Below are 20,243 nucleotides of genomic sequence, written 5' to 3'. Positions count from 1 at the left end.
CAAGCCCCGTCCCCGGAAAGCCGGAACGGCCCGCCGGGTGTACCGGCGGGCCGTCTCGTGAGGCGTACGGAAGAGCAGGGCTCAGGCGATCAGGTTCGGAATCGTCGCCTCGTGTGCGTCCTTCAGCTCGCCCAGCGGAATGCTGAACTGCCCCTGGACGTCGATCTCCGCGCCGTCGATCACGCCGATACGAGTGGCCGGCAGCCCCCGCGCACCGCACATGTCCGTGAAGCGCAGCTCCTCGCTGCGCGGCACGGCGACGATCGCCCGGCCCGCCGACTCCGAGAAGAGGAAGACGAACGGGTCGAGGCCGTCGGGCACCACCATGCGGGCGCCCTTGCCGCCGCGCAGACACGACTCCACCAGGGCCTGGATCAGACCGCCGTCGGAGAGGTCGTGCGCCGCGTCGACCATGCCGTCCCGCGACGCCGAGATCAGAATCTCGGCCAGCAGCTGCTCACGGGCCAGATCGACCTTCGGCGGCAGACCGCCGAGGTGGTCGTGCACGACCTGCGACCACGCCGAGCCGCCCAGCTCCTCGCGGGTGTCGCCCAGGAGGTAGATCAGGTGGCCCTCGTCGGCGAATGCCACCGGCGTACGGCGGTTGACGTCATCGATCACGCCCAGCACCGCAACCACCGGCGTCGGGTGGATCGCCACGTCACCGGTCTGGTTGTAGAGCGAGACATTGCCACCGGTGACCGGCGTGCCCAGCGTCTGGCAGGCATCGGCGAGACCGCGGGTGGCCTCGGCGAACTGCCACATCACCGCCGGGTCCTCGGGCGAGCCGAAGTTCAGGCAGTCCGAGATGGCGAGCGGCTTGGCACCGGAGGCGGCGACATTGCGGTACGCCTCGGCCAGCGCCAGCTGCGCGCCCGCGTACGGGTCGAGCTTGGCGTACCGGCCGTTGCCGTCGGTGGCCACCGCGACACCGAGGTTCGAGTCCTCGTCGATGCGCACCATGCCGGAGTCCTCGGGCTGCGCGAGCACGGTGTTGCCCTGGACGAACCGGTCGTACTGGTCGGTGATCCACGCCTTGGACGCCTGGTTGGGCGAGGCCACCAGCTTCAGGACCTGCGCCCGCAGCGCCTCGGCGTCGGCCGGCCGCGCCAGCTTGCCCGCGTCGTCCGCCTGGAGGGTGTCCTGCCAGTCCGGGCGCGCGTACGGCCGGTGGTAGGTCGGGCCCTCGTGGGCGACGGAGCGCGGCGGTACGTCCACGATCTGCTCGCCGTGCCAGAAGATCTCCAGCTGCGAGCCGTCCGTCACCTCACCGATGACGGTCGCGATGACGTCCCACTTCTCGCAGATCTCCAGGAAGCGGTCGACCTTGCCGGGCTCGACGATCGCGCACATGCGCTCCTGCGACTCGCTCATGAGGATTTCCTCGGGCGAGAGGGAGGAGTCGCGCAGCGGAACGGTGTCCAGCTCGACGCGCATACCGCCGGAACCGGCGCTGGCCAGCTCGCTGGTGGCACAGGACAGCCCGGCGCCGCCGAGGTCCTGGATGCCGTCGACAAGGTTTTCCTTGAAGATCTCCAGGGTGCACTCGATGAGCAGCTTCTCCTGGAAGGGGTCGCCCACCTGGACGGCCGGCCGCTTGGCGGGCTTGGTGTCGTCGAAGGTCTCGGACGCCAGGACCGAGACGCCGCCGATGCCGTCGCCGCCGGTACGGGCGCCGTAGAGGATGACCTTGTTGCCGGCGCCGGACGCCTTGGCGAGGTGGATGTCCTCGTGCTTCATCACGCCCACGCACAGGGCATTGACCAGCGGGTTCCCCTGGTAGCAGGAGTCGAAGACGACCTCGCCGCCGATGTTGGGCAGGCCCAGGCAGTTGCCGTAGCCGCCGATGCCCGCGACAACACCGGGGAGCACCCGCTTGGTGTCGGGGTGGTCGGCCGCGCCGAACCGCAGCGGGTCCATGACGGCGACCGGGCGGGCGCCCATCGCGAGGATGTCGCGGACGATGCCGCCGACCCCGGTGGCCGCGCCCTGGTAGGGCTCGATGTACGAGGGGTGGTTGTGCGACTCCACCTTGAAGGTGACCGCGTAGCCCTGGCCGACGTCGACGACGCCGGCGTTCTCCCCGATGCCGACGAGCAGGGCGTCGTTCTCGGGGGCCTTCTCGCCGAACTGCTTGAGGTGGACCTTGCTGCTCTTGTAGGAGCAGTGCTCGGACCACATGACCGAGTACATGGCGAGCTCGGCACCGGTGGGACGGCGGTCGAGGATCTCGCGGATGCGCTCGTACTCGTCCTGCTTGAGGCCCAGTTCGGCCCAGGGCTGCTCGACCTCGGGGGTCTGGGCTGCGTGCTTGACGGTGTCCAGAGTCATCAGACGTTGACCAGCTTCTTCAGGATCGAGGTGAAGAATCCGAGGCCGTCGGTACGGCCCGTACCGATCAGCGGCTCGACGGCGTGCTCCGGGTGCGGCATGAGGCCGACGACATTGCCCGCCTCATTGGTGATGCCGGCGATGTCCCGGAGCGAGCCGTTGGGGTTGCCGTCCAGGTAGCGGAAGGCGACGCGGCCCTCGGCCTCCAGCATGTCGAGAGTGCGCTCGTCGGCGACGTACCGGCCGTCGATGTTCTTCAGCGGTACCGAGATCTCCTGGCCGGCCGCGTAATCGGTCGTCCAGGCGGTGTCCGCGTTCTCCACCCGCAGCTTCTGGTCGCGGCAGATGAAGTGCAGATGGTTGTTGCGCAGCATGGCGCCGGGCAGCAGGTGGGTCTCGGTGAGCACCTGGAAGCCGTTGCAGATACCGAGAACCGGCATGCCGGCCTTGGCCTGCTCGATAACGGTGTCCATGACCGGCGAGAAACGGGAGATGGCCCCGGCCCTCAGGTAGTCGCCGTAGGAAAAGCCGCCGGGCAGCACCACGGCGTCGACCTGCTTGAGGTCCTTGTCGCGGTGCCACAGCGGCACCGCTTCGGCGCCGGCCACTCGGACCGCGCGCTGGGTGTCGCGGTCGTCGAGCGTGCCGGGAAAGGTAATGACTCCAATACGAGCGGTCATGACCTGGCCTCGGCCGGCTCATCTACCCGAACGGTGAAGTCTTCGATGACGGTGTTTGCGAGGAAGGTCTCGGCCATCTCGTGGATGCGAGCGAGGGCGGCTTCGTCGACCGGACCCTCCACCTCGAGTTCGAAACGCTTGCCCTGACGGACGTCGGCGATCCCCTCGAATCCCAGGCGTGGCAGTGCGCGCTGCACCGCCTGCCCCTGCGGGTCGAGGATCTCCGGCTTGAGCATGACGTCGACTACGACGCGTGCCACTGGCACTCCCGGTGGTGTGGTGCGTAAGGCGGTGTCCTCACAGTACCGTGTTCGAAAATCTACGCGCATAGATATCCGACGTGCCCATCACGGTCCGGTATCGGCCGGAGTGCGCGGCAAGGAAAATCCTCGAAAAGATCTAGGGTCCGGATTGCGGAGGACACGCTGAGAAAATTAACTGGGCTTCACAATGCAATGCTCATCGCTGTACAAATGAAAAAGCATTGATCCCAATCAGCCGGATCTGCAGCATCACCCCAAGTCAACGCGGGGTTGCTGCACGAAAGGACCGATATCCGTGGCGCAGCGCGTAGTAGTAACGCTCTCCGATGACATCGACGGCGGAGAAGCCGCAGAGACGGTCGCCTTCGGATTGGACGGGAAGTCGTACGAGATCGACCTCAATCCCGCCAATGCGAAGAAACTGCGCGGTGCACTCGCCCCCTTCGTCGAGGCGGGCCGCAAGCGGTCGAAGTCCGGCAAGGCCTACCACCGGACCGCGGTGACCCCCGACCCCGCGGCGGTCCGGGCCTGGGCCCGGTCCCACCAGATGGACGTCCCCCCACGCGGCCGGATCCCCAAGAAGGTCTACGAGGCCTTCAACGCCGCCAATCACTAACCAACTTGCCGGCACTCCGCGGCCGCGTGCAGCCGACTTGCACAGCACCCCTACTGATCAGCTAGAGTCTGGAGCACGCCGAGGGGCGAGGCCGAAAGGCCGGATCCCACGGAGTCACGCGGGTGTAGCTCAGTAGTAGAGCGCCCCCTTTCCAAGGGGGAGGCGCAGTGTGCAATCCCTGTCACCCGCTCTGACAGTCCAACCGGTCCTAACGATCAGGTAGAGTAGCTGTCGCGCCGCTCGGTGAAAGCCGAGTGGATGCCTGCGGACGTAGCTCAGTTGGTAGAGCGCAACCTTGCCAAGGTTGAGGTCGCGAGTTCGAGCCTCGTCGTCCGCTCAAAGAAAGAAGGCCCCGGTCATCGCGACCGGGGCCTTCTTCGTTTCCCGTTGGCCAGCCCTCTTACCCGGCGCCCCCTTCCCCGCTTCCGTCCGAGCGCAACTGACATTTGTCATCGGCTGCGATGACAGGTCGCACTGCCGGAAGCGCGGAAGCGGCGGAACGCTGGATACATGAACTTCGGAGAGCAATTCAGCGGGGGTGCCGGCAAGTCCGACTCTTCCGGCGTCGACGTGATCGATGTCACGGGGCTGCGCAGATGTTACGAGGCCGCCGGCCGGCGCTCGAACGCGCGGAAAGGCTTCGAGGCGGTGCGCGGGATCGACTTCTCCGTCGGCCGGGGGGAGCTGTTCGCGCTGCTGGGGACGAACGGCGCGGGCAAGACCTCCACGGTCGAGCTGCTGGAGGGGCTGGCCGCGCCGACCGCGGGGCGGGTGCGGGTGCTTGGCCACGACCCGTTCACCGAGCGGCGGAGAGTGCGGCCGCGGATCGGCGTCATGTTGCAGGAGGGTGGCTTTCCGTCCGAGCTGACGCCCGCCGAGACGCTGCGGATGTGGGCGGGGTGCACCAGCGGGGCGCGGCCGGTGGACGAGTCCCTCCGGATGGTGGGGCTGACGCGGCGGGCGGATGTCCGGGTCAAGCAGCTGTCCGGGGGCGAGCGGCGGCGACTGGATCTCGCGCTGGCCCTGCTGGGGCGTCCCGAGGTGCTGTTCCTCGACGAGCCGACGACCGGGCTGGACACCGAGGCGCGGCACGAGACCTGGGAGTTGGTGCGGGAGCTGCGCGACGGCGGGACGACGGTCGTGCTGACCACGCACTACCTGGAAGAGGCCGAGGAGCTGGCGGACCGGCTCGCGATCTTGCACCACGGCCGGATAGCGGCGGCCGGGCGGGTCTCGGAGGTGGTTGCCACACAGCCCTCGCATATTTCCTTCGAGCTTCCCGACGGGTTCTCCGTCGGGGATCTTCCGCCGCTGGGAGAGCTGGGCGTGATCGGGCACGAGACGTCCGGGCGCACGGTCCGGCTGCGGACGGACGAATTGCAGCGGGCCGCCACCGAAGTGCTGGTGTGGGCGCAGGACAAGGGGATGGCGCTGCGCGGCCTGGATGTCAGATCCGCGTCCCTCGAAGAGGCATTTCTGCACATCGCCAAGGGAGCGGAGAAGGACTTCGAGAGGGAGACAGAGACCGAGAAGGAGATGGCTGAGGGAGTGGTGGGCGTATGAGTGCGGAGGTATGCGTGGCCGATGTCGAATCGTGTGCGGAAGGGCGCACGGAAACCGGTGCGGGGGCGCGGCTACTCGCCCTCGGGCGGGCGGAGTTGACGCTTCTGGGCCGTAACAAAACCGCGTTGTACATGACGCTGATCATGCCCATCGCGATGGCGTTTGCCATGAAATCGGCGCTCGCCGGAATGGACCTGTCGGGTATGGGGCTGTCACTGGGCACGGCCCTGTTGCCCGCGACGCTGGGCTATGTCCTGCTCTTCGGCGTCTACTCGAACATGACCGGTGCCTATGTCGCGCGCCGCGAGGAGCTGGTGCTCAAGCGGCTGCGCACCGGCGAGCTGCGGGACCTGGAAATACTGGCCGGGACCGCGCTGCCGTCGGCGGTGGTGGGACTGGTGCAGTGTGTGCTGCTGGTCGCCCTGGGCTCGGTCGCGCTGGATGTCGAGCCGCCCGATGCCCCGCATCTGCTGATCGCCGGGGTCCTGATCGGGATGGTCGTGGTCGTGGCGTTCGCCGCGGTGTCGTCCGCCCTCGCCAGGACGGCCGAAACCGCACAGCTGGTGGTGCTGCCGATGATGATGCTGTCGCTGGCCGGGTCCGGGATGGTCGTTCCGCTGGACGTGATGCCGGACCGGGTCGCCGCCGTACTCGAACTGCTGCCGCTGTCAGCGGCGATGGAGCTGATACGCGCAGGCTGGAGCGGTGGAGCGGACGCCGGGGACACTCTGAAGCAGCTGGTCGTTGGCTTGGTGTGGGCGGGACTCGCAGTGTTTGCTGTGCGGCGGTGGTTCCGCTGGGAGCCGCGGCGCTAGCGGCATACGGCGGCGAGCGGGCGTAGGGCGATCGGGATGACGGGGGCGGGGCGCATGTGGGCAGTTGTGCGGGCGAAGTGGGGGGCACGGACACGGTTTTCCCAGGTCGACTTCTACTACCGCTGGACGCTGTACCTCATCCCCTGGCTGGCGGTTCTCTTCGGTGTGGCGCCGGTCCTCGGCCAGTCCGACGGCCGGCCACTGCTCCTGGTTCTGGCCGGCATCGCGCTGGGGCTGACCGTGGCGCAAGGGCTCTTGATGATCAGGCTGTTGAACCGTGCATTGCAGCGCTATCTCAAGCAGGGGCCGACGCCGTTTCGGCTGCTGATCGTCTCGGGCGTACTGACCGTCATGGCCGAGGCCTGCGTGTTCACCCACATAGCGATCAGGGAGAAGTGGGCCGAGGGCGGGCTGGCCGCCATGACGCTGGCGGCGACCGCCATACCCACGCTGTTCTACATGGCCTGCAGCCTGTTGATGTCGAAGCGGAGATATCTGGCCTCACTGGTCGGCGCGGGCGCGGTCGTCACGGTGCTCACCGGCCTGGGGATACAGGAATGGGTGGGCGGGCTGGCCTTCGCGGTCCTCCTGGTAGGCGGCGGCTTGTGGAGCTTCGTGATAGCGCGGCCGACGGGGTGGCTGCTGTCCGTGTTCTGGGAGCTGGACATGCTGCGCAGCACCCAGGCACGCCTCGCGGTGGCCGAGGAGCGGCTGAGGTTCGGCCGGGATCTGCATGACGTGATGGGCCGGAATCTGGCGGTGATCGCCCTGAAGAGCGAGCTGGCGGTCCAGCTGGCGCGGCGGGAGCGGCCGGAGGCCGTGGACCAGATGGTGGAGGTGCAGCGGATCGCCCAGGAGTCCCAGCGGGAGGTGCGGGAAGTGGTGCGCGGATACCGGAAGGCCGATCTGCAGGCGGAGTTGGCCGGGGCGCGCTCGATACTGCTCGCGGCCGGGGTGGACTGCCGTATTGAAGGCGGGGAGGGGGCACAGTTGCCGTCGGCGGTGCAGTCGGCGCTCGGCTGGGTCGTCCGCGAGGGCACCACGAATGTGCTGCGGCACGCCACGGACGTCCGTTGGTGCACCCTGCGGACCCGTATCGATCCGCAGCGCTCCGTACTGGTGATGACCGTGGAGAACGACGGAGTCTCGACGCCCGCAGGGAGCGTGGCCCAGCCCTCGTCCGGCAGCGGCCTCAAGGGTTTGCGGGAACGGCTCGAGCCCTTGGGCGGGACCTTGGCAGCGGGGCCGCAGCCCGATCGCTGCTATCGGCTGACGGTTGAGCTGCCGGTGGGGGCGGCCGACGGTGACCTTGTTGGTGTGGGTGACGGGGTGGGTGGAGTGAGGGACGAGTGAGTGACCGGGTTATTCGGGTGCTGCTGGCGGATGACGAGCATCTGATCCGGGGGGCGCTGGCGGCGCTGTTGTCGCTGGAGGAGGATCTCCTGGTGGTGGCGGAGGCCGCGTCGGGGCCCGAGGCCCGGGCGATGGGGCGGGCGCATCGGCCGGATGTGGCGGTGCTGGATCTGCAGATGCCGGGGGCGGACGGTGTGGCGGTGGCCACATCTTTGCGGGACGAGGTGCCGGAGTGCCGGTCCATGATCGTGACGAGTCATGGGCGGCCGGGGCATCTGAAGCGGGCGCTGGAGGCCGGGGTGCGGGGGTTCGTGCCGAAGACGGTGTCGGCGCAGCGGCTGGCGGAGATCATTCGTACCGTGCATGCCGGAAACCGCTATGTCGACCCGGAGTTGGCGGCGGATGCGATAAGCGCCGGGGACTCGCCGCTGACCGTCCGGGAGGCGGAGGTGCTGGAATTCGCCGGGGCCGGGGCGCCCGTCGCGGAGATCGCGGAGCGGGCCGCGCTGTCACAGGGGACGGTGCGCAATTACCTCTCGTCGGCCACCGCGAAGCTGGGTGCGGAGAACCGCCATGCGGCGGCACGCATCGCGCGCGAGCGGGGTTGGCTATAGTGGACCCCGCACCGCACGCTTCGGCGGCGGGCAGGCGGACGTAGCTCAGTTGGTAGAGCGCAACCTTGCCAAGGTTGAGGTCGCGAGTTCGAGCCTCGTCGTCCGCTCAGAGGAAGAACGGAAAGGCCCCGGCCGGTAAATACCGACCGGGGCCTTTTCGTGTGCCCGCCCCTTGGCCCCCCGCGGGCCGAGCCGGGTTATGTCCAGGTCAGGCCGGTGAGGCGCTCGTAGGCCTCGATGTACTTGGCGCGGGTGCGGTCGACGACGTCCTGCGGGAGGGCGGGCGGCGGCTGCTCGCTCGTACGGTCCCAGGCGGCGGCCGGGGAGGTCAGCCAGTCGCGGACGAACTGCTTGTCGAAGGACTGCTGGGCGCGGCCCGGCTCCCACAGGTCGGCCGGCCAGAAACGGGAGGAGTCGGGGGTGAGGACCTCGTCGGCCAGGGTCAGCACCTTCTCGCCCCCGGGGCGCTCGTCGAAGCCGAACTCGAACTTGGTGTCGGCCAGGATGATGCCACGCTCGCGGGCGATGTCGCGGGCCCGGCGGTAGATGGCGAGGGTGGTCTGGCGGAGCTCGGCGGCGACCTCGGCGCCGACCTGGTGGGCGACCGCTTCGTAGGAGACGTTCTCGTCGTGGTCGCCGACGGCGGCCTTGGTGGCCGGGGTGAAGATCGGCGTGGGCAGTTCGGAGCCGTCGACCAGGCCTTCGGGCAGCGCCAGGCCGCAGACCGTACGGGACTGCCGGTACTCGGCGAGGCCGGAGCCGGTGAGGTAGCCGCGGGCCACGCACTCAACCGGGACCATGGCCAGGGAGGTGCAGACGAGGGTGCGGCCCTCCCAGTCGGCGGGGGCGCCGGCCGGGACGTCGGTGGAGATGACGTGGTGGGGGACCAGGTCGGTGAGCTGATCGAACCACCACAGGGACAGCTGGGTCAGGACGCGGCCCTTGTCCGGGATGTCGGTGGGCAGCACCCAGTCGTACGCGGACTGGCGGTCGGTGGCGACCATGATCAGTTGGCCGTCGGCGTTCTGGTAGAGGTCGCGCACCTTGCCCGTGTGCAGGTGGGTGAGACCCGGGACCTGCACGGGCTCGGGCTTTTCTACGAAACCGGACACGCTGCCTCCGCGTAGGTTGATCCAGGAGTCGCTTCGATTCTCGCGTATGCGGAAGGGGATCTTCGCCTCAGGGTCGCCGGGTGAGTGGTCGGGACGCCGTACGGGGTCCGCGGAGGGCCACGAGGCGAGAGCGGCAGGCGGTGCGCTCGGGGGTGCCGTGGCCGCACCAGGAGGCAGGTGTACGTGTCGCGCGGGCTGTGGTGCCTTCCCCGTTCAGGAAAGGTGAACGGCCCCGGGAATCGGGTGTGGCCTCCGCTTATCGTGCTGCGTATGGATCTGCGACGGCTGTCTTCCTTCCTGGCGGTGGTCGAGGAGGAGCACTTCGGACGAGCGGCAGCGCGGCTGTTTCTGTCGCCCGCGGCGGTGACCGGCCACGTACAGCAGCTGGAGCGGGAGTTCGGCACATCGCTGCTGAAGCGCAATCCGGTGGTGCCGACCCCGGCGGGGCGACGGCTCGTCTCACATGCCCGTGCGCTGCTCGCCGCGGCCAATGCCGCCATGGACGATGTGTCGGAGGTGGCGCAAGGGGCGGCGCCGCAGCGGCCGCTGCGGGTCGGGGTGATGGGGCACGGGTCGGCCGAGGTGACTCCGGCCGCGGTCAGCGCCTTCCGGCGGGCACGGCCCGACGTCCCGTTGTCGCTGGTGCAGCTGACATTCACCGAGCACTGCAGCGCGCTGCGCGAGGACCGGGTGGATGTGGCCTTCGTACGGCCGCTGATCCAGGAGGAGGGGATCGAGGTCGATGTGCTGACGACCGAGCAGCGGATCGTGGCGGTGTCGGCGGCATCCTCGCTCGCGGATGCGGCGCGGGAGGGGGTGCGGCTGGCGGACATCATCGACCTGCCGTACCTGCGGCTGGCTCCGCATACGCCGCGGCCGTTCTCCGCATACCTGTACTTCGGCGCGGGCGAACGGCGCGGTCTCGACTACGCGCTGACCCCGCAGGACTGCCTGACGAGCGTGGCGGCGGGGCGGGGCGCGGGCTCGGCGCTGAAGTCGTTCGCGCGCTTCTACCCGTGGCCGGGCACGGCGTACGTACCGGTGCTGGACGCTCCCTGGGCGCACAGCGTGCTGGCGACCCGGGCCGGGGACCCCAATCCGGAGGTACGGATCTTCCGCGCGCTGACGGTCGCGCTGGCACGGGAGTTGGGGCCGATCGCTTCGCAGTAGGGCCTGCGGGTGGTGGTCGGGCTCATGGCGCGGCCGGCGGTGCGTCCGGGCAGCGGCGGGGCAGCAGGGATGCGGGTCCTGGCCCGGCCGTTTGCCGGGGCGCGGGGTTCAGTCGCGTTTGCAGATGCGGTCCAGGAGGTTGGCCGTGGCGCGTTGGACGCGGGGGTCGATATGGCCGGGGCGGTCCAGGGCCGGGGACCAGGCGAAGGTGCCGGAGGCGAAGACCAGGGCGCCGCTGGGGGCGCGGTAGAGGGAGGTTTCCTGGTGGCGGGTCGTGCCTTCGCTGTCGCAGTACGGGGAGTGGGCGAGCAGGATGCGGCGGGTGTGTTCGGGGAGGGTGGTGCGCGGGAAGTAGCGGTCGGCCTCGCCCGCGACCAGGCCGGGGAGCTCGTCGCCTTCGTGGGCGCCGGTGGCCTCCCACAGCCAGTGGTCGCCGTTGCGGACGACGAGCGGGGCCGGTTCGGGCACCCGGCCCGCGTACTGAATGCCCATCAGGCGCTGCTCGTGGTCGCCGTTCTCCCGCCAGAGGGCGGGGCGGCCGGGGCCCTGGCGTTTGCGGCAGTTGAGCAGGGAGTCCGGGCCCGAGGGGGACGGGGACAGCTCGACCTGCCAGTACATGGTGTTGGCGGAGAGGAAGACCAGGGAGGTGCCGGTGTCGCGGGCGCGCTCGGCGGTGCGGCGCATGGGGGCCGACCAGTATTCGTCGTGGCCGGGGAAGACCAGGCCCCGGTAGCGGGTCGGGTCGACGCGGCCGGCGTGCAGATCGCGAGCGTCGGCGTAGGCGAGGTCGTAGCCGTAGCGCTCGGCCCAGCGGATGAAGTCGTAGGCGTGGCCGACGTGCAGGGGCAGTCCGGCGCCGGCATAGGGGCGGTCGAAGGAGACGGTGGTGGCGGCGTCCTGCTCGCCCAGGAGCGCGCCCTTCTCGTCCCAGGCGTGGTAGAGGCTCGCGCCCGTACGGCCGTCCTCCGGGTAGAGGTTGTACGCCTGCCAGGTGATGTCGGGCAGGAGCAGGAGCAGGTCGGCGGGGTGGTCGTCGCGGACCGTGAAGGGGATGTGGGAGCGGTAGCCGTCGGCGGTGGTCAGGACGGCGACATAGGCGCCGAGCTGCCAGTACGTGGGGACCTGGAGGCGCCAGGACAGCCACCAGTGGTGGCACGAGATCGTGCGGTCGACGGTGAGCGGGGCCGGCTGGACGATGCCGGAAAGCCGCGGGCTGGTGGTGATCTTGGAGGCGCCGGCGCCCGCGTAATGGCCGATGCGGTAGACGTCGATGCTGAACGGCTGCGGGGGGTCGACCGAGACGCGGAAGTCGATGGCCTCGCCGGGGGCCACCGCGCCGGTGCTCGCGAAGCCCTTGATCTGGCGGCGGACGTCATCGGCGGTGCGCGGGCCGTTGTGCTTGCGCGGTGCGGGGACCCGCAGATCGCCCTGGGCCACGGCGGGATCGACGTACCAGGGCACGACCCGGCCCGAGTCGAAGTAGTTCTCGCTGCCGCGCAGCCAGGGCAGCGGCCCCTGCCCGAACGGGTCCGTGACCGCGTGGGCGAGTGCGCCCGACTCCCAGCGCCTGATCTGTTCCGTGCCCACCTTCCGCTCCCCTCCCGTGTCGCCCCTTGGCCGCGGCCGACACCGGCCGTTTCGGTACAGCGGGTTGCGTGATGTCCCCGCCGCGCGCATGCGGCCCCATGCACCAGCACATCACATTACGCACCCACTCCGTCACCCTTCGTCGTGAATTTAGAGGTCGTTGGCCCCGAAACGCGAACTGGAGGGGAACATTCAGCCGGTGCGGCCGGGGTCGGGGCCCCGGCTCACACCAGCCTGACCGGCTTCTCCGGGCGCACGCCGACCATGGTCAGCCAGCCGCGGAGCGGTTCGGCGTCGCCGTCGTCCACCAGGCTGAGCACCGGGAGGCCGAGATCGGCGCGGCGGGCGCCGTCGACCAGCAGGGCCGGGCCGTCCAGCCAGTCCAGGCCCGGGGCGGCGCCCGCGGTGTCGACGGCCGCACAGCACACCATGGCGGTGACATGGTCGGCAAGCAACTCGCGGCCCGTACGGGGCGGTTGCAGCGGGAAGAGCGGGAGGCCACCCTCGGCCAGGCCGTCGCCCCAGGCCACGCCCGCGGCGGCGTCCTGCGCAAAGGTGCCGAGGGCGGCCTGGCGGGCCGCTTCCTCGCGTTCCTCGCGCGCGACCTCCGCCCCGAGGCGGGCGGCGACCAGGTCGCCCGCGCGGTCGTCGCGGGCCAGCCGGTCGATCACCCGGGCGAGTGTCGGGCCCGCCGGGGCCGCCAGACCGTTGGAAACGGGCAGATCGCCGGGGGCGGCGGGGCCGGTGGACGTGTGGTCGGCGGCACGGTGGGACGGGGACCGCCGGCCGGCGGCCGTACGGGCGGGGGTGCGGGCGTAGGAGCGGGTCGGGCCCGCCGTCGTCGCCGCACCGGCCGTGGGGCCCGCCGCCGGGAGGTCCGTCGGCGGAAGCTCGTCGAGGATCCGGTGCAGGCGGGCCGCTTCCAGCCGCCATTTGCGGTCCACCACTTCCTCCGGGTACTGGTTCCAGCCCACCGGGGACCAGTCGGGGCCGGGCTCGGCCGGGCCGCCGTGGAAGAGCCGGGCGGCCAGGAGGGAGGCGGCGCGGTCGATGGCGCCAGGCTCCTCCAGGAGGTCGCAGGCGGGCCGCTCCCCCAGGCGCGAGGCGAAGCCCTCGGCGAGGCGGTCGCGGCGGGAGAGCTCGGTAAGCGCGGAAACAACCCCGGCGTCCAGCCTCGAGGGCCAGCGGCCCATCCGCCAGGCGGGCAGCGCCACCCGGGTCAGCAGCCGGTCCCAGCCCGCATACGCCAGCCCGACCTGCTCCTGGGCGACGATCCGCAGGCCGTAGTCGACGCCCTGGGCGCGCTCGGAGGCGGCCGCGGCGACCCCGCGCTCCATGATCGTGGCGTGGTCGCGGCAGGCCCTCAGCAACAGCCGCGCCACCTTGCCGACGAACCGGAGCGGCAGGCCCCGCAGCGGGCCCGCGGCACGGGCCGAGACCGCCACGGCGGCGTCCAGGCCCCGGATGAAGCGGCGGGCGGCCGCTATGTCCGGGTGCGCCGACGGGCCGGTGCCGGCCACCACCGGGGCGAGCAGGGCGCGCAGCTCGGCGACCCGCATCCACCACAGGAACGGCGAGCCGATGACCAGCACCGGCGCCTGCGCCCGGCGGCCCTCGGCGGGACGGGGCGGGCCGTGGGCGCGGTGCGTACGGTCCTCGAGCCAGCTGTCGCAGTCGGGGGTGAGCGCTATCGCGGACGGCGCCGGGACCTCGAGGCGCTCGGCGAGATCGCGCACCAGACGGTAGAGATCGGGGGCCGACTTCTCGGAGATCGGCACGGAGGGACTGAGCGCGGGTCTGGCGCGGGCGATGACCGCGGTGACCAGCGCCGCCAGGAGCAGCACCAGGACCGCGAGGCCGCTCACCGCCCAGCAGGCGGTGTCCCAGCCGCCGCCCGCGCCGAGATGGCCGGTCGCGCGGCCCGCGAACAGCACCACCGCCACCGCCGCGGGCAGCAGAGCCGCGGCCATCGCTGCGCTGCGGATCCGCAGCACGGCGAGGGCGCGGGCGCGCGCCGCCAGGACGCCTGTTTCCGGACTTTCCACGAGCCTGTACACCCCCTGCTGTCCTGATGGAACCGGACGGAGAGAACACGGGACGGACGGACGAAACTTGCGCGTTGTGCGGGGTGAGCGAGCTCACTCACCCACCACTGTGGCACCCGCCACTGACATCGCAATGCCGGTGAGCCACTTGCCGGACGCCGCCGCGGCAGCCGTGCCGATTTCCGGCGCGGCCACCGTAGGACGCTTGCGCGGCACCCTAGTTGGGGGTGTGGGTCACGTCAGCGGATATCCGACGTCGTCACTCGATGGAATGGCTTTGGGTAAAGCCGGGAACCGGGCCGGAAACGAGCCGGGAAAGGGCTGCGGCCCAGGCCGACGGGCCGGTGCGGGCCCGAACCGGCCCGTACCGGCCCCTGCCGGGCCCCTGCCCGCGACCCAGCACCGCGATCCAGCTCTACGAGGCGGCGTCCCCCGCGGCCTCGCCCGCCACCTTGGCGGCGATGTCCGTACGGTGCTGGGAGCCGTCCAGGGAGATCCGGCCGACCGCACGGTAGGCGCGCTGCCGGGCGGTGGTGAGGTCGGAGCCGGTGGCGGTGACGGACAGCACCCGGCCGCCCGCGCTCAGTACCGCTCCGGAGTCGTCGCGCTTGGTGCCCGCGTGCAGCACATACGCCGTGGGAGCGTCCTGCTCGGCGACGTCGGCCAGGCCCGAGATCGGGTCGCCGGTGCGCGGGGTGTCCGGGTAGTTGTGCGAGGCGATGACGACGGTGACCGCCGCGCCGTCGCTCCAGCGCAGCGACGGGAGGGCGGCGAGGGTGCCGTTGGCGGCGGCGAGCAGCAGACCGGCGAGCGGCGTCTTGAGGCGGGCGAGGACGACCTGGGTCTCCGGGTCGCCGAAGCGCGCGTTGAACTCGATCACGCGGACGCCGCGCGAGGTGATCGCCAGGCCCGCGTACAGCAGCCCGGAGAACGGCGTGCCGCGGCGACGCAGCTCGTCGACGGTGGGCTGCAGCACACTGGCCATGACCTCGTCGACCAGCTTGGGGTCGGCCCAGGGCAGCGGGCTGTACGCGCCCATGCCGCCGGTGTTGGGGCCCTGGTCGCCGTCGTAGGCGCGCTTGAAGTCCTGGGCGGGCTGGAGCGGGACGACGGTCTCGCCGTCGGTGATCGCGAAGAGGGAGACCTCGGGGCCGTCCAGGAACTCCTCGATGACCGCCCGCCCGCCGCCCGCCACCGCCCCAGAAGGAGTCGCTTCGCGACGCTGTGACACGCAGGCCAGGGCGTGTGCGCGAGCCGCCCCGACGTCCTCGGTGACGACGACGCCCTTGCCCGCCGCCAGGCCGTCGTCCTTGACGACGTAGGGGGCACCGAAGGCGTCCAGCGCCTCGTCGATCTCTTCGGGGGTGGTGCAGACGTAGCTGCGGGCGGTCGGGACGGCCGCGACGGCCATCACGTCCTTGGCGAAGGCCTTGGAGCCTTCCAGCTGGGCGGCTTGGGCCGAGGGGCCGAAGACCGGGATGCCGCGGTCGCGTACGGCGTCCGCGACGCCCGCCACCAGGGGGGCTTCGGGGCCGACGACGACCAGGTCGGCCTCCAGGCCGACGGCGAGTTCGGCGACGGCTTGGCCGTCGAGGGCGTTGACCCCATGCAATTCGGCCACCTCGGCGATACCGGCGTTGCCGGGAGCGCAGTGCAGCGCGGTGACGTCGGGGTCGAGGGACAGGGAGCGGCACAGGGCGTGTTCGCGGGCGCCGCCGCCGATGACGAGGACCTTCACGGAGTCAGCCTAGACGAATGCACCAAGCGTCCGGAGGGCGGCCATGCCTCGATCCCACAAGAGCGCCGGACGGCCGGAAAGCATCCGCCGTCACCGGGGCAACTCTTGAGGGCAACTCTTTCGAGTGAGGTGCCCGGTCGCCTTATACCGGATCCACCACCACTTCTGGGCGGAAATCGGGCGATCTTGTGAGAGACGCCAACCGTTCGGCGGTAGGAATGGGGGCTGCGCGCAACGGCCGTCTCGTACTCCACCATGGCCGAAAGGCATGGGAGGGACCCCCATCGCGCGCGCCGCACGGATCCGTATAGAGGGAGCACGGGTGAGTCAGCCGGAGATGCAGCCCGAGGGGCTTCCCCGGAGGGAGGGCGGGCAGAGGCGGGGGCAGGGCCGCGAGTGGCGCTGGGACCGGTATCGCGACCGGGACCGGCGTCGTTTCCGGGAGCGGGAGCGGGGCCGCCATGACGGTTACGGCCGGGAGCCGGACGGCGGTCCGGCCCGTGGCCGCGAGGACCTCGCCGGACGGCTGTTCCCGCTCGGCGACTGGGGGGAGCCGGCCGACCGCCTGGACGCGCTCTATCTGTGGACCGAGGAGGGCGCGCTGCGCGCCGCCGACTGGTATCTGCACGACCGGCAGGCCAAGCGCCGCGGCGCGCGGGCGCTGCGGCTGGGTGCCGCGGCCGGAGTGTCGGTCGGCGGGCTGCTGCCGCTGCTGGACTTCACCGGGGCCTGGGACGGCGGAACGCCCTGGGGCTATCTGTCGCTGCTGGTGGCGGCGGTGTGTGTGGGCTGCGACCGGTATTTCGGGGTGACGGCCGGGTGGATGCGGGATCTTGCCACCGCCCAGGCCATTCACCGCCGGCTCGAGGCGCTGCAGTTCGACTGGGCGTCGGAGAGTGTGCGCGAGGTGCTCGGCCCGGCGGAGGGCACGGCGAGCGAGGCGGCGGAGCGCTGCCTGGGGGTGCTGCGGCGCTTCAACGAGGACCTGGGGGAGCTCGTACGGGCCGAGACGGCGGACTGGATGGCGGAGTTCCGGGCCGGGCCGGTGCCGTCGGCGACGCAGACGCTGGTTCCGTGGGCGGCGCCGCGGCAGGAGGCCGTGGGGCCGCCGGCGCGGTTCATGCTGCCGCCGGGCACCCGGCCGAACATGCCGCGGCAGCGGCCGCCGGAGCAGGGGCGCTGAGGGCCGGTGCGCCGGGAAGGGGCCCGGCGCACCGGTGAGGCCGTCAGCTGAAGACGATCATCGAGCCCTGTCCCAGGCTCCTGGTGGCGGCCGCGTGCAGCCCCAGCCAGACATGCCGCTCCCTGGCGAACGGACCGTCGTCCAGGGGGACGGCCGCCCGCTCCTCCAGGGACGTCGGCCCAGCCGGCGGGTCCGGTGCGGCCGGCGGATTGGCCGAATCGATACCCAAGGACGGCGCAACCACTTCGAGCTCGCGCAGCAGCCCGTGCGAGGAGCCCAGCGGGCCGCCGCCCTCCAGCAGTTCGTCGTCGGCGAGCGGATGCGGGAAGTCGACCGGGACGTAGGCGCCCGCATGGTCGTAGTGCCAGACCAGATGGGACTGCTGCGCCGTCGCCTCGAACATCTCCAGCAACTGCTCGTAGTCGCCGCCCAGTTCGTCCACCGGCGTCACCTCCAGGCCGCACAGGCGCAGGAGGTAGGCGCGGCGCAGGAAGTGCAGCGCGTCGTAGTCGAAGCCGGCGACCGGTGCGACATCGCCGGAGAGGCCCGGCATGTAGCTGAACACCGGGACCGGCGGCAGGCCCGCGTCCGTCAGGGCCTTGTCGTAGGCGGCGATCTCTTCGGAGAACGGGTTGTCGGGGCTGTGGCACAGCACGTCTACGAGGGGCACCAGCCACAGGTCACATGCCACGAGTGAGGGCTCGCTTCCGGTCGGGGGACGGGGCACCGGCGCGCCCGTACGGACAGCGGTACGGGCACGGATACGGCCCATTACGGCCGAGTCGGCACAGCGTAGTGCTAGCCGCGCTTTCCCACGAGGGTCAGTGAGTGCTCGTTGTACTCGGCGATCAGCCGCTGGGCCCCGGCCACGTCGTACTGGACGAGGGCCCTGGCCAACTCGCTGTGGCCGTGCCAGAGATGACTCCCGAGATCGTCCGCGCGGCGCAGCAGCGGCACCATGAACATCCAGGTCTGGACGCGGAGGCGGTCGAGGAAGTCGCTGATGTACGGGTTGCCGACGATGCTGCCGAGTTCGCGCCAGAACCGCAGGTCGTACCCGATGAGGACGTCGAGGTCGCCGGCCCGTGCGGCCCGCTCGGCCTCGTCGGCGCGGCGGCGGATGGAGATCAGCACCTCGGCGGGGGTGGCGCGCAGCGCGCGTTCGGCGCCGCTGCGGAAGATGCCCTCGATGACCAGGATGCGGGCCTCGACCATGGCGACGAAGTCGTCGGCGGTGAAGGCGTGCACCTTGAAGCCGCGGTGCTGTTCGATGTCGAGGAGGCCCTGGGCGCACAGGTCGAGCAGCGCCTCGCGGACCGGGGTGGCGGAGACGCCGTACTGCTCGGCGATCTCCTTGACGGTGAAGGGGTGGCCGGACGGCAGCCGGCCGGCCAGGACCTCGTCCCGCAGGGCGTCGGCGATCTGCTGGCGCAGGGTGCTGCGCCGTATGACTGAGCTGTCTCCGCCGGCGGCCATCGTGTCCGTCTCCTTCGACGACTCGACTTCATGACCGCGCAGGTGGGAAGCGGCCCCGGCCCACGATAGGCGAGGGCGGCGGCGGCCACGCGCCGTACCTGGGACGATGCGTCCCGGGCCGGGTGCGCGGCCGCCGGTCCACGGCTCCCGGCTCAGGCCGCGTCGGTGTGCGCGTCCGCGGCCGTCAGGGCCTCATCGAGGGCGGTCAGGCCCTCCTTGGCCTCGGCCTCGGTGATCGTGCAGGCCGGGACGACATGGGTGCGGTTCATGTTCACGAACGGCCACAGACCGCCGCGCTTGCAGGCCGCCGCGAATTCGGCCATCGGGGCGTTGGCGGAGCCGGACGCGTTGTACGGCACCAGCGGCTCGCGGGTCTCCTTGTTCTTGACCAGGTCGAGCGCCCAGAAGACGCCCAGGCCGCGGACCTCGCCCACCGAGGGGTGGCGCTCGGCGATCTCGCGGAGCGCGGGGCCGATGACCTTTTCGCCGATCTCGGCGGCGTTCTCCACGATCCGCTCCTCGGCCATCGCGTTGAGGGTGGCGACGGCGGAGGCGCAGGCCAGCGGGTGCCCGGAGTAGGTCAGACCGCCGGGGAAGGGCCGCTGGTCGAAGGTGGCCGCGATCTCGGCGCTGATCGCCACGCCGCCCAGCGGGACGTACCCGGAGTTGACGCCCTTGGCGAAGGTCAGCAGGTCAGGGGTGACGTCGAAGTGGTCGGCGGCGAACCAGCGGCCGGTGCGGCCGAAGCCCGCCATGACCTCGTCGAGGATGAAGACGATGCCGTAGCGGTCGCAGATCTCGCGGACGCCGGCCAGGTAGCCGGGCGGCGGGACCATGATCCCGGCGGTGCCGGGGACGGTCTCCAGGATGATCGCCGCGATGGACTGCGGGCCCTCGAAGGCAATGGTCTGCTCGAGGTGCGCGAGGGCGCGCTCGCACTCCTGCGCCTCGTTCTCCGCGTGGAAGGGCGAGCGGTAGAGGAACGGGCCCCAGAAGTGGACGACGCCCGCCGAGGCGGTGTCCGAGGGCCAGCGGCGCGGGTCGCCGGTCAGGTTGATCGCGGCGGCGGTGGCGCCGTGGTACGAGCGGTAGGTGGAGAGCACCTTGCTGCGGCCGGTGTGCAGGCGGGCCATCCGGACCGCGTTCTCCACGGCCTCCGCGCCGCCGTTGGTGAAGAAGATCTTGTCGAGGTCGCCGGGGGTGCGCTCAGCGATCAGCCGGGCGGCCTCGGACCGGACGTCGACGGCGAAGCCGGGCGCGATGGTGCACAGCTTGGCGGCCTGCTCCTGGATGGCCGCGACGACCTTGGGGTGCTGGTGGCCGATGTTGGTGTTGACCAGCTGGGAAGAGAAGTCGAGGTAGCGGTTGCCGTCGTAGTCCCAGAAGTACGAGCCCTCGGCGCCCGCGACCGGCAGCGGGTCGATGAGGCCCTGCGCGGACCAGGAGTGGAAGACGTGCGCGCGGTCGGCGGCCTTGACGGCGGCCCCGGCGGCGGGGTCGGCGGCGGAGGCGGAGGGCGTCGTGGTCACGGTCAGTACCTCGGATCGGGTCGCTCGGGCCGCCGGTGGACAGGCCCGGCGAACGCCTTCAGCCTAAGGATCACCTTCCGCTGACCGGTACCGACACTGTGTATGGCGCTCACCACGCGCGCGGACAGAATGTCTACGGGACGGCCGGAATGTCTGCGGGGGTTGGAG

At 71.1% G+C, this 20,243-nt stretch carries 17 protein-coding genes and 3 tRNA genes; 10 read left to right on the top strand and 10 right to left on the bottom strand.

Annotated features, from left to right (window positions below):
• Positions 1–81: 81 nt before the first annotated feature.
• Genes purL through purS form a run of 3 tightly spaced genes read right to left on the bottom strand, consistent with a single transcriptional unit; the run spans position 82 to position 3,271 of the window.
• A complete protein-coding gene (gene purL, locus AB0D04_RS24790) occupies positions 82–2,331 on the bottom strand; it encodes a phosphoribosylformylglycinamidine synthase subunit PurL (RefSeq protein WP_362707143.1) in 2,250 nt (749 codons plus the stop codon).
• A complete protein-coding gene (gene purQ / locus AB0D04_RS24785; protein WP_362707141.1) occupies positions 2,331–3,011 on the bottom strand; it encodes a phosphoribosylformylglycinamidine synthase subunit PurQ in 681 nt (226 codons plus the stop codon). The genes purL and purQ overlap by 1 nt, the downstream gene beginning before the upstream one ends.
• Positions 3,008–3,271, bottom strand: coding sequence for a phosphoribosylformylglycinamidine synthase subunit PurS (purS, locus tag AB0D04_RS24780; RefSeq protein WP_046927287.1), 264 nt, complete (start codon positions 3,269–3,271; stop codon positions 3,008–3,010). The genes purQ and purS overlap by 4 nt, the downstream gene beginning before the upstream one ends.
• Positions 3,272–3,569: 298 nt before the next feature.
• On the opposite strand from purS, the gene AB0D04_RS24775 reads away from it, so the two are divergent.
• From AB0D04_RS24775 to AB0D04_RS24740, 8 genes are all read left to right on the top strand, one after another.
• Positions 3,570–3,890, top strand: coding sequence for an Lsr2 family protein (locus AB0D04_RS24775; RefSeq protein ID WP_362707138.1), 321 nt, complete (start codon positions 3,570–3,572; stop codon positions 3,888–3,890).
• A gap of 118 nt (positions 3,891–4,008) precedes the next feature.
• Positions 4,009–4,080, top strand: a tRNA-Gly gene (locus tag AB0D04_RS24770).
• A gap of 74 nt (positions 4,081–4,154) precedes the next feature.
• Positions 4,155–4,227: transfer RNA gene (locus AB0D04_RS24765), tRNA-Gly, on the top strand.
• A 173-nt stretch (positions 4,228–4,400) separates the two neighbouring features.
• Positions 4,401–5,453 carry an ABC transporter ATP-binding protein gene (locus tag AB0D04_RS24760; RefSeq protein ID WP_362707135.1) on the top strand — a complete coding sequence of 351 codons (1,053 nt, stop codon included), beginning with the start codon at positions 4,401–4,403 and terminating at the stop codon, positions 5,451–5,453.
• Positions 5,450–6,268, top strand: a complete 819-nt coding sequence (locus tag AB0D04_RS24755; RefSeq protein WP_362707133.1) for an ABC transporter permease — start codon at positions 5,450–5,452, stop codon at positions 6,266–6,268. Before AB0D04_RS24760 ends, AB0D04_RS24755 begins: the two co-directional genes overlap by 4 nt.
• A gap of 54 nt (positions 6,269–6,322) precedes the next feature.
• The gene (locus AB0D04_RS24750; RefSeq protein WP_362707130.1) at positions 6,323–7,621 is read left to right on the top strand and encodes a histidine kinase; all 1,299 of its coding nucleotides are present in this window, start codon (positions 6,323–6,325) and stop codon (positions 7,619–7,621) included.
• 11 nt (positions 7,622–7,632) lie between these two features.
• Positions 7,633–8,235 (top strand): response regulator transcription factor, encoded by a 603-nt coding sequence (locus AB0D04_RS24745; protein ID WP_362707174.1) that lies wholly within the window; start codon positions 7,633–7,635, stop codon positions 8,233–8,235.
• A gap of 34 nt (positions 8,236–8,269) precedes the next feature.
• Positions 8,270–8,342: transfer RNA gene (locus AB0D04_RS24740), tRNA-Gly, on the top strand.
• 90 nt (positions 8,343–8,432) lie between these two features.
• Here the strand turns inward: AB0D04_RS24740 and AB0D04_RS24735 are convergent.
• A complete protein-coding gene (locus tag AB0D04_RS24735; protein ID WP_362707128.1) occupies positions 8,433–9,347 on the bottom strand; it encodes a phosphoribosylaminoimidazolesuccinocarboxamide synthase in 915 nt (304 codons plus the stop codon).
• A gap of 270 nt (positions 9,348–9,617) precedes the next feature.
• Here AB0D04_RS24735 and AB0D04_RS24730 point away from each other — a divergent pair, with 270 nt between their 5' ends.
• Positions 9,618–10,517: a LysR family transcriptional regulator gene (locus AB0D04_RS24730; protein WP_362707125.1), complete on the top strand. Its 900-nt coding sequence runs from the start codon at positions 9,618–9,620 to the stop codon at positions 10,515–10,517.
• Between the two features lie 108 nt (positions 10,518–10,625).
• Here AB0D04_RS24730 and AB0D04_RS24725 read toward each other — a convergent pair whose 3' ends face one another.
• From AB0D04_RS24725 to purD, 3 genes are all read right to left on the bottom strand, one after another.
• Positions 10,626–12,104, bottom strand: coding sequence for a N,N-dimethylformamidase beta subunit family domain-containing protein (locus tag AB0D04_RS24725; RefSeq protein WP_362707123.1), 1,479 nt, complete (start codon positions 12,102–12,104; stop codon positions 10,626–10,628).
• Between the two features lie 224 nt (positions 12,105–12,328).
• A complete protein-coding gene (locus tag AB0D04_RS24720; RefSeq protein ID WP_362707172.1) occupies positions 12,329–14,074 on the bottom strand; it encodes a hypothetical protein in 1,746 nt (581 codons plus the stop codon).
• 490 nt (positions 14,075–14,564) lie between these two features.
• Positions 14,565–15,887 carry a phosphoribosylamine--glycine ligase gene (purD, locus tag AB0D04_RS24715; protein ID WP_362707120.1) on the bottom strand — a complete coding sequence of 441 codons (1,323 nt, stop codon included), beginning with the start codon at positions 15,885–15,887 and terminating at the stop codon, positions 14,565–14,567.
• 322 nt (positions 15,888–16,209) lie between these two features.
• On the opposite strand from purD, the gene AB0D04_RS24710 reads away from it, so the two are divergent.
• Entirely contained in the window at positions 16,210–17,070 is an 861-nt protein-coding gene (locus AB0D04_RS24710) for an SLATT domain-containing protein (RefSeq protein WP_362707118.1), read from the top strand.
• A gap of 43 nt (positions 17,071–17,113) precedes the next feature.
• Here AB0D04_RS24710 and AB0D04_RS24705 read toward each other — a convergent pair whose 3' ends face one another.
• The 3 genes from AB0D04_RS24705 to AB0D04_RS24695 all read right to left on the bottom strand — a co-directional run bounded on the left by AB0D04_RS24705 (position 17,114) and on the right by AB0D04_RS24695 (position 20,075).
• Complete coding sequence (locus AB0D04_RS24705) at positions 17,114–17,761, bottom strand: hypothetical protein (protein ID WP_362707116.1); 648 nt, start codon at positions 17,759–17,761, stop codon at positions 17,114–17,116.
• Positions 17,762–17,868: 107 nt separating this feature from the next.
• Positions 17,869–18,546 carry a GntR family transcriptional regulator gene (locus AB0D04_RS24700; protein ID WP_362707113.1) on the bottom strand — a complete coding sequence of 226 codons (678 nt, stop codon included), beginning with the start codon at positions 18,544–18,546 and terminating at the stop codon, positions 17,869–17,871.
• 152 nt (positions 18,547–18,698) lie between these two features.
• Entirely contained in the window at positions 18,699–20,075 is a 1,377-nt protein-coding gene (locus tag AB0D04_RS24695; RefSeq protein ID WP_362707111.1) for an aspartate aminotransferase family protein, read from the bottom strand.
• Positions 20,076–20,243: the final 168 nt, after the last annotated feature.

The sequence above is a fragment of the Streptomyces sp. NPDC048483 genome, assembly GCF_040651455.1.
GTDB lineage: Bacteria > Actinomycetota > Actinomycetes > Streptomycetales > Streptomycetaceae > Streptomyces.
The sequence above is the reverse complement of the archived record's forward strand: the minus strand, read 5'-3'. Positions and strand labels throughout refer to the sequence as shown.